Source organism: Ensifer sp. R1-3, assembly GCF_056739175.1.
Genome location: NZ_CP096515.1, coordinates 2,558,860 through 2,570,968, shown reverse-complemented (window position 1 = coordinate 2,570,968; position 12,109 = coordinate 2,558,860). Strand labels below are relative to the sequence as shown.

Here is a 12,109-nt window from a genome sequence, read left to right as displayed (position 1 = left end):
CCGGTCGCGCATGACCGCGCTCGCGCTGATTCATCTGTAATTGCTGCATGTTGGCTTGGGTTGTCCTCGAATCAAGGAGACCTGCAGCATGCGCCTCCCTTGCTTCCGCGGCTCGAACAGGGCTATGGCTTGGAAACCCATCAAGGCTCTTCCATGTCCGACGTCTTCCTGAACGTTCTACCGATCTTCGTCCTGATTCTGACCGGCTGGCTCATCGTCCGGCTCGGCTACCTGAAGCCGGCCGTCGGCGAGGCGCTCGGCGATTTCGTCTTCCGCGTCGCGGTGCCGGTGCTTCTCTTCCGTACCATCGCCGAGGCGGATTTCAAGGAAGGGTCGCCCTGGCCGCTCTGGGTCGCCTATTTCTCCGGCGTCTCGGTGACCTGGACCATCGGCCATCTGGCGGCGACGCTCGGCTTCGGCCGGGACGCGCGCATGGGCGTGCTTGCAGGCGTTTCGTCAGCCTTCGCCAATACGGTCTTCATAGGCCTGCCCCTTGTTTCCCGCCTTGTCGGGGAAGACGGGATCGTTGCGCTGTCGATCCTGCTCTCCGTCCATCTGCCGGTCATGATGATTGCCGGAACGGTGATGATGGAGCGTGCGGAACGCCAGACGACCGGTGCACCGGGGCAGGGCATCTGGAAGCTCATGGGCGGAGTTGCCCGCAATCTCGTCCGCAATCCCCTCGTGATCGGCCTTGCCTTCGGCGCTCTCTTCCATCTCCTCGGACAACCCCTCGGCGGGCCGGTGAAGATCGTGGTCGATCAGCTTGCGGGCGTGGCAGCGCCCGCAGCGCTCGTTTCGATCGGCATGGCGCTCGACAAATACGGCCTTGCCGGCAATACCGGGCTCGCGGCCGTGACGAGCACCCTCAAGCTCCTGGTGCTGCCGGGCGCCGTCTTCGCCGCCTGCCACCTGCTGGGCCTGAACGACAGCTGGACCGCGGCGCTGGTTCTCACCTCATCCGTCCCGACCGGCGTCAACGCCTGGCTGATCGCCAACCATTTCAATGTCGGGCACGCACTCGCCTCCTCGACCATCACGCTGACCACCGCACTCGGCGTCGTCAGCGTGTCGGTATGGGCCTATCTGCTGATGTGACTGGGTGCCCACTCGCCTGCTCGAGTTCTGCCCCTGCCCCTCAACCGGCTGCCGCCACCTTCTCCCCGCAGGCGGGGAGAAGGGATATGCCGCGCTCGCTCGCTCCCTCGGGCGGGCGGCGAATGCGGGGTTCAGTTGGCGCCGCTTGTCCCTTCTCCCCGCCTGCGGGGAGAAGGTGCCGGCAGGCGGATAGGGGCGGCATTCCGGACCGAAGGCTGTGCTCAGAACAGCCGGTCGAGCCAGCCATGCGGGTCCGGCGCGCGGCCGTTCTGGATGTCGAGCAAGGCTGACTTCAGGCGGCTGGCTACCGGACCGGCTCCGCCGTCGCCAATGGTGAAGCTGTGTTCGCGGCCCTTGACCTTGCCGATCGGCGTTACGACCGCAGCCGTCCCGCAGGCGAAGGCCTCGGTGAGGCGGCCGCTTTCCGCATCCGCCTGCCACTGGTCGATGGCATAGGGCTCTTCGCGCACCGTAAGCCCCATATCGCGGGCAAGCGTGATCAGCGAATCGCGCGTGATGCCCGGCAGGATCGTGCCCGTCAGCGGCGGCGTCTGCAGCGAGCCGTCGCGGAAAACGAAGAAAACGTTCATGCCGCCGAGCTCTTCGACGAAGCGGCGTTCCACCGCGTCGAGGAACACCACCTGCTCGCAGCCCTCCTGCATCGCCTCCGCCTGCGCCGCGAGGCTCGCGGCGTAGTTGCCGCCGCATTTGGCCTCGCCGGTGCCGCCGGGCGCTGCCCGGGTGTAATTCTCCGAAACCCATATGGTAACGGCCGGGGCGCCGCCCTTGAAGTAGGAACCGACCGAGGAAGCAATGACGCAGTAGAGATATTCAGCCGAAGGCTTCACGCCGAGGAGCACTTCCGTGGCGATCATGAACGGCCGGAGATAGAGCGCGGCTCCTTCGCCGGCGGGTATCCAGTCGCGGTCGATACGAACCAGCTCGCGCACGGATTGGACGAACAGCTCCTCCGGCAGCGGCGCCATTGCGAGCCGAAGGGCGGAGTTGCGGAAACGGCGCGCATTGGCATCAGGGCGAAACAGCGTGGCGCCGCCGTCGGGCAGGCGATAGGCCTTCATACCCTCGAAGATCTCCTGGGCATAGTGCAGCACCAGTGTCGACGGATCGAGATCGAACGCCTTCCGCGGGCCGATCTTCGCATCGTGCCAGCCGCGCCCCTCGGAATAGCGGATCGTCGCCATGTGATCGGTGAACACGCGCCCGAAGCCCGGATTCGCAAGCAGCGCATCGCGCTCGCTGGTCGCCACTCTGGTCGGGTTCTGCTCGAACAGGAAAGTCTGCTCACCGCTACCGGTCATCTGTCGTCTGCTCCTTCGTTCCGAGCGGTTGGTGTCGCTCGCATTGCATATGTCGAATGGTGGAGGCCATTCTATATCATGATGCGCCCAGGCTCATCACACCTGCGGGATGTGAAAAAACCCGATCGACCGACCGGGTTTTCAGGAAGACTGGCCGTGTGCTGGCCGCAATCAGTTTGCCGGAGCCGGCGCTGGAGCGCCGGTCTGACCTGCCGGAGCAGCCTCGCCTTCAGCCGGGGCGGGAGCTTCTCCGCCTTCGGCCGGGGCCGGGCTGGCTTCAGGGGCCGCACCGCCTTCAGCTGGAGCGGGAGCTGCGGCACCTTCGGCAGCGGCGGGGGCCTGTCCCTCCTGACCAGCTGCCGGTGCCGCCTCGGTCGAGCCTGCCGCGCCGGCGTCCGGCAGCGGGGCCGGGCTGTCCGCCTGCTCACGCAGCCAGGCGATCAGGTTGGCGCGCTCGTCGACTTTCTTGATGCCGGCGAAGCCCATCGCCGTGCCGGGCACGTGCTTCTTCGGCGCTTCGAGGAAGTAGCTCAGATGATCGTAGTCCCACACGACCTTGCCGCCTTCTGCGAAGGTCTGCATGCCCGCGGAATAGCTGAAGCCCTCATGCGAGGCGACCGGGCGGTTGACGACGCTCCAGAGATTCGGGCCGACCTTGTTCGGTCCGCCCTTCTCCACGGTGTGACAGCTTGCGCATTTCTTGAACACGGCCTCGCCGGCGGAGGCATCGGCGCTGGCGAGCAGCGGCCCGATCGGCTCGGACTTCGCTTCCTCGCCGCCGGCAGCACCCGCCTCGCCTGCCGTTTCCTCGGCGACGATGGCGAACCCTTCCTTCTCGGGAGCTTCGGAATGGAAAATGCCTTCCGACGCAATGGATACGGACATCAGAACGAAGACCGTACCCAACAAGGCACCCACACCCATGTTCACATATGGATTCATCTGCAAACGCTCCCTTAGCCACCGGCACAAACAAAAAGCCGGCCCATCTTGAAATCGCGCGGAACCTATGTCTTTTGGCTCTGCGTTGCAACAGAGATTATCAACCCCGGAGTGAGACGTTTTGACACTTTCTCCGGGTTTTTGAAGGCCGGACGATGAATCGTGAACAAACGGGCAAAACCCTCGTACTCATTCCGGCGCGCATGGCGTCGACGCGCCTTCCCGGCAAGCCGCTTGCCGATATTTGCGGCCTGCCGATGATCGTGCAGGTGGCAAGGCGGGCGGCGGAAGCCGAGGTCGGGCGGATCGTGGTGGCGGTCGATCATCCCGATGTCTTCGCGGCCGTGACCGGCGCCGGCTTCGAGGCGATCATGACGCGTGTCGATCACCAGTCCGGCTCCGACCGGATCCACGAGGCGCTCCTGAAGGCCGATCCGCATGGCGAAGCGGAAATCGTCATCAACGTGCAGGGCGATCTTCCGACCATCGAGCCCGGTCCGATTCGTGCCGCGCTGAAGCCGCTGGAAAATCCCTCGACCGACATCGCCACACTGACCGTGGCGATCACCGACGAACACGAAAAGACCAATCCCAACGTCGTCAAGGTCGTCGGCTCCCCGCTTTCCGACAGTCGCTTTCGCGCGCTCTATTTCACCCGCGCCACCGCGCCCTATGGCGAAGGGCCCCTCTATCACCACATCGGGCTTTATGCCTATCGTCGCAAGGCGCTGGAGACTTTCGTTTCGCTGAAGCCGTCGATGCTCGAGAAGCGCGAATCGCTGGAGCAATTGCGGGCGCTCGAAGCGGGCATGCGCATCGATGTCGAGATCGTGGACTCAGTGCCGCTCGGGGTCGACACGCCGGCCGATCTCGACAAGGCCCGCCGCATCCTTTCCGCCCGCGTCTGACATTCCGACAGCAAGGGGACCAAAGTGACCGCCAAGACCAACCGGATTTCATTCCAGGGCGACTACGGCGCCAATTCCGACATGGCCTGCCGCGACATGTTCCCGTCGATGGAACCGCTGCCGTGCCAGACCTTCGAGGACGCTTTCCTGGCGGTGGAAAACGGCGAGGCCGATCTCGCCATGATCCCGATCGAGAACACGATTGCCGGACGCGTCGCCGACATCCATCACCTCCTGCCGGAATCGCGCCTGCATATCGTCGGCGAATATTTCATGCCGATTCGCTTCCAGCTGATGGTGCTGCCCGGCGTCGGGCGCGAGGAAATCCACACCGTGCACAGCCATATCCACGCGCTCGGCCAGTGCCGCAAGATCGTGCGTGCCAACGGGTGGAAGCCGGTGGTCGCGGGCGATACGGCCGGCGCCGCCAAGCTCGTCAAGGAAGTGGGCGACCGCTCGATGGCGGCGCTTGCTCCGCGCCTTGCCGCCGACCTCTACGGCCTCGACATCATTGCCGAGAACGTCGAGGATACCGACAGCAACGTAACGCGCTTCGTCGTGCTGTCCAGAGAGGAGAGCAGGGTCGCCCGCACCTCGAAGGACGAACTGATCATCACGACCTTCGTCTTCAACGTGCGCAATATCCCGGCGGCGCTCTACAAGGCGATGGGCGGTTTCGCGACGAACGGCATCAACATGACCAAGCTCGAGAGCTACCAGCTCGGCGGCAAGTTCGTGGCCACCCAGTTCTATGCGGACATCGAGGGGCATCCGGACGATATAGGCGTGCGCCATGCGATGGACGAGCTGCGCTTCTTCTCGGAAAATGTGCGCATCCTCGGCACCTATCCGGCGCATCCGATGCGCGGCGTGCTCTGACCACGCGGTGCGGTTTCGACCGACCCACGCCACCTTCGGGGCGGCACAAGAAAATGGCAAAACTCGTTAACCGGCTACGCGTCCAGTGCATGCCTAATTTGCAATCATGGAACTACTTAAATCTTGGGCAAATGCCTATTTAGCTCTCGTACAAAGAAGGAGCTAAAAAGATGAAAATCCGTCAGAAGATTACGGAATACGTAAAGATGCGCCGTGCGGTCCGCGAGCTGAACGCCCTCGACGATCACGCCCTGAGCGATATCGGTATTTCCCGTTCCCAGATTCAGGCTGCCGTTTACGGCCGCTAATACCGGGATGACCGCGCGCCGCATTTGACCGCGCGACATCCGAAGTCTTCCACACCCCGCCTCCGTGCGGGGTGTGAGCGTTTTATACGCACGGTTGCTTACGGGCGTTCAACGTTTCTCACGCGGCATGGCTACTCGTCGTAAAGGCAGACACGCAGGCGATGCCCGTCCGGATCGAGTGCGACGAAGGTCGGCCCGAAATCCATCCGTGTCAGTTCCTGGGCGATCGGCAGGCCCATTGCGCGCCATTCCTCGTAACGCGCACGCACAGCCTCTTCCCCCTTTACCATGAAGGCGATTTCGGCTCGGCTGCCGTCGCCGATAGGCTGAGGCTGCACTTTCTCCCTTGCCCACAGGCCGAGAACGAAACCGTCCTGCATCTCGAAGGATGAGAAGGTCGGAAAGGTGGCGGTCGGCTCTTTGCCCAGGAGCTTCCTGTAGAATTCGACGCTGGCCGGTGGGTCCATGACGTAGAGGACGATGAGATTGGGTGTTGCCATGATGGTCTCCTTGTTTCGAGACCTGAAGGCTAGCCCGGCATGCTGCCAGTTTCTGTCAGCAGTGTGCGGGGCAGCAAAGAAATCTCCGGGGATCAGATTCCGGCGGGATCGATGCTGTTCACGGCGCGCCAGTCCTTGAGCAGGGCTTGGCGGCGGCGCGGATAGCGATCGTCGAGCATCGCCGCTTCTGCAATCCGGTCCGTCCGGAAATGCCGGAAATCCTGCCTCAGTTCGCACCAGGCCGCGAGCACCCGGACCTCTTCGAAGAAACCAAGTGCGAAGGGCCAGACCGTCCGGCGGCTATCGCGGCCGTCATTGTCGACGTAGCGCAGTGCGAGCTTGTGTTCGCTGCGGATCGATTTGCGCAAGAGGCTGAGGTCGATCGTTTCGCCACCCGGTTTTCGCGGGCCCACCAGTAGGGTCGAATGCTCGAGTTTCTCTTTCAGGTCCGCCGGAAGCACCGAGCCGATCTTCGCCAGCGCATCGGCGGCTGCGGCCGCGAGCCTTGGATCGCCGCGTTTGGCGACCCAGCGTGACCCTAGCACCAGAGCCTCGATCTCCTCCTCGGAAAACATCATGGGGGGAAGCATGAAGCCGGGCCTGAGCACGTAGCCGATGCCGGGCTCGCCTTCTATGTGCGCGCCCCGGGCCTGCAGGCTGGCTATGTCCCGGTAGAGGGTTCTGAGACTGACGCCGGTTTCCTCGGCGAGCCGCCGGCCGCTGACCGGCTGGCGATAACGCCTCAGCACCTGCATGAGATCGAGCAGGCGTTCCGATCGGGACATGGCACCTCAGCTGCGCTCGGGCCAGGCGAGCCAGTCGCGCATGAGCTGGTGCGCAATGGCGCCCTTCGGCGGCGGAATGTGCTCGTCTCCGGTGTCGGCGACGCCCGTGGCACGCTCCAGCATCGCCTCGGTTTCCGCCCGCGTGAACCAGCGGACGTCTTCCAGTTCCTGTTCGTCGCGCTTGATGGCGGTCGACTTCGCTTCCGCATAGCAGCCGATCATCAGCGAATGGGGAAGCGGCCAGGGCTGCGACGCATGATAGCGCACGCGCCCGATCCGGATGCCGGACTCCTCCAGCGTTTCCCGCCGCACCGCATTTTCGATCGTCTCGCCCGGTTCGACGAAACCGGCGAGGCAGGAATACATGCCCGGCGTAAAATGCGGGCTGCGGCCGAGCAGGCATTGATCGCGCTCGATATCGATCGTCAGCATGATGACGACCGGATCGGTACGCGGGAAGACCATGTGCCCGCAGGCCGTACAGATGCGCCTGTAGCCGCCGGCCGCACCGTCCATCGGGCCGCCGCAGCGGCCGCAGAACCGATTGCCGGCGTTCCAGACGATCAGGCTCGACGCTTGCGCAAACTGTCCCAGCAGGTTCTCCGGCAGCATCTGCTGGCGATAGAGCATGCGGGCATCGGCGATCTTGAAGGGCTCCGGCACCGTCTCCTCCGTCAGCCCCGAAGGCACGGCAAGACGCGGCTCGCCGTTCGGCAGAAAGCCGAGCAGGACCGCATCGTCCATGGTCGGCTCGAGCCCCGCCAGTTCATAGGGCGCGAAAAGCGGATCGATGATCTTCTCGTCGTGCTTGACGATCAGCTTCGCCCCGGAGAAAGCCAGGAAATGCGCGCCGGGATGCTTGAGCGCCGCCTCGATGCAATCGTCGGGACGATGCTCGGACTTGCGATCCAGGTGGTTCTCCGCGAAGGCGACGAGCGTGCTCGGCTCGGGGTGCGGGCTGTGAAGGTCGAAAATCGTTTTCGTCATGCTCAGAGATTTTCCATGATGCGTGCTGCGAATGTCCTATGCTCCTCCTCCGGCCACGGCTCGGCCTTGCCGAAGCCCCAGACCGGGCCCGGCCAGTTCGGATCGCCTTCGCGGCGGGCGATGACATGCACGTGAAGCTGCCGGACGATGTTGCCGAGCGCGCCGATATTGATCTTTTCGGCGCCGGTCGCCTTCTTCAGGCCCGCCGCCACCAGATTGGTCTCGAAGGTCAGCATCGCCTGGTCGAGCGGCGTCAGTTCGAAGACCTCCTTTATGTCGGCGCGCTGGGGTACGAGGATCAGCCAAGGCCAGCGCCGATCGTTCATCAGCCGCATCTGGCACAGCCCGAGCGTGCCGATCGGGATGCCGTCGCGCTCAAGTCGCTCGTCAAGCGTGAAGGTCGTCAAGAAATTCTCCTCGGCATCAAACGGATTCGCTTTGTTTTGCATATCGATACCAGTTTTTTGAAGGCTTGGCTTGCATTTGCTGCGGATATTGCCGATATGAAAGCCGGGAGGTTGGTGGTGGACGAGCCACTCGCCAACCGGGTCAGGTCCGGAAGGAAGCAGCCCTAACGAGCCCCGGCACGGGTCATCGTGCCAGCCTCCCACCTTCTCCGTCCTGTCGGGACACCACCTTCTTCGTCCCTGTCGGGGCACCACTTTCTTTGTCCCTGTCGGGGCAAGAGTTCGAACAGCGGCAGGGTCGATGAGCGACGAAGCGCCCACTTCATCCCCGATTTTACCCGTCGAGAAACCGGCCGCCTACCGTGTTCTGGCGCGCAAATACCGCCCCAAGGACTTCTCCGACCTGATGGTCGGCCAGGAGCCGATGGTGCGCACGCTCACCAACGCCTTCGAAACCGGCCGCATCGCCCAGGCCTACATGCTGACCGGCGTTCGCGGCGTCGGCAAGACGACGACGGCGCGTATCCTGGCACGGGCGCTGAACTACAAGACCGCCGAGATCGACAAGCCCACCATCGACCTGCGCGTCCCCGGCGAACATTGCCAGGCGATCATGGACGGCCGCCATGTCGACGTGATCGAGATGGACGCCGCCTCGCATACCGGGATCGACGATATCCGCGAGATCATCGAGCAGGTACGCTATCGGCCGGTCTCCGCGCGCTACAAGGTCTATATCATCGACGAAGTGCACATGCTCTCGACGCAGGCCTTCAATGGCCTGCTGAAGACGCTCGAAGAGCCGCCGGAGCATGTGAAGTTCATTTTCGCCACGACCGAAATCCGCAAGGTTCCGATTACCGTCCTGTCGCGCTGCCAGCGCTTCGATCTCCGGCGCATCAGCGCTTCCGATCTGGTCGGCCTCTTCTCCACCATTCTCGGCAAGGAGGGCGTGCCCTTCGATCCGGAGGCGCTGGCGATGGTGGCGCGGGCAGCGGAAGGCTCGGCGCGCGACGGCCTGTCGCTGCTCGATCAGGCGATCGCCCATGGCGGCGGTTCGGTCGAGATCGAAACCGTGCGCTCGATGCTCGGCCTTGCCGATCGGGCGCGGATCGTCGACCTGTTCGAGCATGTCATCAAGGGCGATGTCGCCGGCGCGCTCGACGAGTTCGCCGCGCAATACGAAGCCGGCGCCAATCCGACCGTGGTCCTCACCGACCTTGCCGACTTCACCCACCTCGTGACAAGGCTGAAATATGTGCCGGACGCGGTCAACGACCAGTCGCTGAGCGAGATCGAGCGCACGCGCGGGGCCGAATTCGCCGGCAGCGTTGCCGTGACGACGCTTTCGCGCGTCTGGCAGATGTTGCTCAAGGGCATTCCCGAGGCGGAGAGCTCGGCGCGCCCCGCAGGTGCTGCCGAGATGGTGCTGATCAGGCTCGCCCATGCCGCCCATCTGCCTTCGCCCGAAGAGGCCGCGCGGCGGCTTCTCGATCTTTCGGGCGGCGAAGGCGGCGGTCGCCCGGCCCCGAACGGCGGTGGTGGCGGCGGCGGTGCGCAGGCGCCTGCAGGCACCCCCGTCGAGGCTCGCGCCGTGGAGACGGCAGTCTCGCGTCCAAGCGGTAATGGCGCGACCATGCTGCGCGCCGTGCCGAGCTCCGCGCCGCCCCAGCCGATCAGTGTCGGCCGCATCGAAGAGCGCACGGTCGCGAGCGCCGCTGCGAAGCCCGAACCGAAGGTTCCCGTCAATTCCATCGGCGACATCGCCGATCTCTGCGCCAAGAATCGCGACATCAAGCTGAAGACGATGGTGCGCGGTTTCCTGAGGCTCGTGCATATCGAACCCGGCCGGCTCGACGTCAATCTGCCCGACGACGCACCGAAGACGCTGCTGAACGAACTCGCCGTCAAGCTCAAGGAATGGACGGGTATCCATTGGGTCGTGAGCTACAGCCGGGAGCAGGGCGAGCCGACCCTTGTCGAGGCAGAGCAGCGCGCGCAGGAGCAGCGCGTCAACGATGCGCGCCAGGACCCGGACGTCGCTGCCATTCTTGCGCGCTTTCCCGGGGCCAGGATCACCGACGTGCGCATCCGCGCGGCGGATGAGGAGCTCGAGAGCCTCGCTCCGGCCGCGGCCGAATCCGAGGACGGCGACATCGTCCCGGGCGACGACATCGAGTAGCCGCGTCGTACAGACGCGGCGCTTCAGAGCATTTCCAGGAAAAATGTGTAACGGTTTTCCGTCCGGAAGTGCATAGGGACAAAGAATACCAGAGAACAGGAGACGACGATGCGCGACATCATGGGCATGATGGGCAAGGTCAAGGAAATGCAGGCCAAGATGGAGAAGATGCAGGCGGAGATCGCCGCGCTCGAAATCGACGGCACCTCCGGCGGCGGGCTCGTCACCGTCCGTCTCGACGGCAAGGGCCACATGAAGAGCCTGAAGGTCGATCCCTCGCTCTTCAAGGAAGACGATGTCGAGATCCTCGAAGACCTGATCGTCGCGGCCCATAAGGATGCCAAGGACAAGGCCGAGGCGGTGCAGGCGGAAAAGACCCGCGAACTGACGGCCGGGCTGCCGATTCCTCCGGGCATGAAGCTGCCGTTCTGATCCTCGCCCCGCAGAGGCTGGCGCCAGCCGAGATGCGTGCTATCTTGCGGACCGTTTTCCGGAGGAGGGAATGACATGACCGTCGCATCGCTGCTCGTCTTTGCCGGGGCGCTGCTGATTGCCGCCGGGTCGCCGGGGCCGAGCATTGCCGCGCTTGTCGCCCGGGTGCTGTCCAAGGGCGCGCGCGACGTCTTGCCTTTCCTCTCGGCGATGTGGATCGGCGAGGCGATCTGGCTTTCCTTTGCGGTTGCCGGTCTCGCGGCGATCGCCGAGACGTTCCATTGGATGTTCGTCGCAATCAAATGGGCGGGCGTCGCCTATCTCCTCTTCCTCGCCTGGAAGATGTGGTCGGCTGAGCCTCAAATGCCGGGCGAAAGCCTGCCGGAGTCGCGATCGGCATCGAAGATGTTCTTCGCCGGGCTGACGGTTACGCTCGGCAATCCCAAGATCATGATGTTCTATGTGGCGCTGCTGCCCTCGATCATCGATCTCGGCTCGGTCGGCCTCTTCGGCTGGGCCGAGCTGGTCGCCACCATGTTCGTCGTCCTCGTCGTCATCGATCTCGCCTGGGTGCTGATGGCCGCAAAGGCACGGCAGTTCCTGAGGAGCCGCCGCGCGGTCAGGATCGTCAACCGTGCCAGTGCGGGCACGATGGCCGGCGCGGCGGTGGCTATCGCCACCCGCTAAACGCTACGATTCCGATTGGCGGCGATAGACGGTTGGTCTAAAAGCCGGGCATGGCAAAGCGAGTCACCGGTCCGGAAATCGAGAAACTCATCCAGCTCCTGGCGAAAGTCCCGGGCCTCGGGCCCCGTTCCGCCCGCCGCGCGGCGCTGCATCTCGTCAAGAAGAAGGAGCAGTTGCTCGGCCCCCTTGCCGAGGCTATGGGCGAAGCCCATCGCAAGGTCAAGATCTGCTCCTGCTGCGGCAATGTCGACACCATCGACCCCTGCACGGTCTGCACCGACGAACGGCGCGACCAGGCGGTGATCATCGTGGTCGAGGACGTCGCCGATCTTTGGGCGCTGGAGCGCGCCGGCGCCATGAATGCCGCCTATCACGTGCTCGGCGGCACGCTGTCGCCGCTCGACGGCATCGGGCCTGAGGATCTGAACATAAGGGGCCTCATCGACCGCGTCGCCAAGGGTGGCGTGCGCGAGCTGATCATCGCCGTCAACGCGACCGTCGAGGGCCAGACGACGGCGCACTACATCACCGATCAACTCGAAGGCATGGAGGTGAGAATCACGCGCCTCGCCCATGGCGTGCCCGTCGGCGGCGAGCTCGACTATCTCGACGAGGGAACGCTGGCCGCCGCGCTTAGGGCGAGAACGGTGATTTGAGCATTCGCCTCCGCAGCTT

General features: G+C 64.2%; 14 protein-coding genes and 1 other RNA gene. 9 read left to right on the top strand and 6 right to left on the bottom strand.

The window, feature by feature from the left end:
- The first annotated feature begins 153 nt into the window (after positions 1–153).
- Entirely contained in the window at positions 154–1,098 is a 945-nt protein-coding gene (locus M1D43_RS12410) for an AEC family transporter (protein WP_127597060.1), read from the top strand.
- Positions 1,099–1,319: 221 nt separating this feature from the next.
- On the opposite strand, the gene M1D43_RS12405 is transcribed toward M1D43_RS12410, so the two are convergent.
- A complete protein-coding gene (locus M1D43_RS12405; protein ID WP_028011506.1) occupies positions 1,320–2,417 on the bottom strand; it encodes a branched-chain amino acid aminotransferase in 1,098 nt (365 codons plus the stop codon).
- 171 nt (positions 2,418–2,588) lie between these two features.
- On the bottom strand, positions 2,589–3,359 hold the full coding sequence (locus M1D43_RS12400) for a c-type cytochrome (RefSeq protein ID WP_027990399.1): 771 nt from the start codon (positions 3,357–3,359) through the stop codon (positions 2,589–2,591).
- 155 nt (positions 3,360–3,514) lie between these two features.
- Here M1D43_RS12400 and M1D43_RS12395 point away from each other — a divergent pair, with 155 nt between their 5' ends.
- From M1D43_RS12395 to M1D43_RS12385, 3 genes are all read left to right on the top strand, one after another.
- Positions 3,515–4,267: a 3-deoxy-manno-octulosonate cytidylyltransferase gene (locus tag M1D43_RS12395; RefSeq protein WP_027990398.1), complete on the top strand. Its 753-nt coding sequence runs from the start codon at positions 3,515–3,517 to the stop codon at positions 4,265–4,267.
- A gap of 24 nt (positions 4,268–4,291) precedes the next feature.
- On the top strand, positions 4,292–5,146 hold the full coding sequence (locus M1D43_RS12390; RefSeq protein WP_127597058.1) for a prephenate dehydratase: 855 nt from the start codon (positions 4,292–4,294) through the stop codon (positions 5,144–5,146).
- Between the two features lie 170 nt (positions 5,147–5,316).
- Positions 5,317–5,454, top strand: a complete 138-nt coding sequence (locus M1D43_RS12385) for a DUF1127 domain-containing protein (RefSeq protein ID WP_003533421.1) — start codon at positions 5,317–5,319, stop codon at positions 5,452–5,454.
- A 131-nt stretch (positions 5,455–5,585) separates the two neighbouring features.
- Here M1D43_RS12385 and M1D43_RS12380 read toward each other — a convergent pair whose 3' ends face one another.
- From M1D43_RS12380 to M1D43_RS12365, 4 genes are all read right to left on the bottom strand, one after another.
- Complete coding sequence (locus tag M1D43_RS12380; protein ID WP_027990397.1) at positions 5,586–5,954, bottom strand: VOC family protein; 369 nt, start codon at positions 5,952–5,954, stop codon at positions 5,586–5,588.
- Between the two features lie 92 nt (positions 5,955–6,046).
- Positions 6,047–6,739, bottom strand: a complete 693-nt coding sequence (locus M1D43_RS12375) for a helix-turn-helix transcriptional regulator (RefSeq protein WP_027990396.1) — start codon at positions 6,737–6,739, stop codon at positions 6,047–6,049.
- Positions 6,740–6,745: 6 nt separating this feature from the next.
- A complete protein-coding gene (gene nudC, locus M1D43_RS12370; protein WP_003533418.1) occupies positions 6,746–7,726 on the bottom strand; it encodes an NAD(+) diphosphatase in 981 nt (326 codons plus the stop codon).
- Between the two features lie 2 nt (positions 7,727–7,728).
- Positions 7,729–8,175 carry an HIT domain-containing protein gene (locus M1D43_RS12365; protein WP_013844995.1) on the bottom strand — a complete coding sequence of 149 codons (447 nt, stop codon included), beginning with the start codon at positions 8,173–8,175 and terminating at the stop codon, positions 7,729–7,731.
- A 64-nt stretch (positions 8,176–8,239) separates the two neighbouring features.
- Here M1D43_RS12365 and ffs point away from each other — a divergent pair.
- From ffs to recR, 5 genes are all read left to right on the top strand, one after another.
- An RNA gene (gene ffs / locus M1D43_RS12360) (signal recognition particle sRNA small type) lies at positions 8,240–8,337 on the top strand.
- Between the two features lie 97 nt (positions 8,338–8,434).
- The gene (locus M1D43_RS12355) at positions 8,435–10,315 is read left to right on the top strand and encodes a DNA polymerase III subunit gamma/tau (protein WP_107607898.1); all 1,881 of its coding nucleotides are present in this window, start codon (positions 8,435–8,437) and stop codon (positions 10,313–10,315) included.
- 108 nt (positions 10,316–10,423) lie between these two features.
- Positions 10,424–10,747 carry a YbaB/EbfC family nucleoid-associated protein gene (locus M1D43_RS12350; RefSeq protein ID WP_003533413.1) on the top strand — a complete coding sequence of 108 codons (324 nt, stop codon included), beginning with the start codon at positions 10,424–10,426 and terminating at the stop codon, positions 10,745–10,747.
- Between the two features lie 75 nt (positions 10,748–10,822).
- Complete coding sequence (locus M1D43_RS12345; protein ID WP_107607899.1) at positions 10,823–11,434, top strand: LysE family translocator; 612 nt, start codon at positions 10,823–10,825, stop codon at positions 11,432–11,434.
- Between the two features lie 50 nt (positions 11,435–11,484).
- Positions 11,485–12,090, top strand: a complete 606-nt coding sequence (recR, locus tag M1D43_RS12340) for a recombination mediator RecR (protein WP_003533410.1) — start codon at positions 11,485–11,487, stop codon at positions 12,088–12,090.
- Positions 12,091–12,109 lie beyond the last annotated feature (19 nt).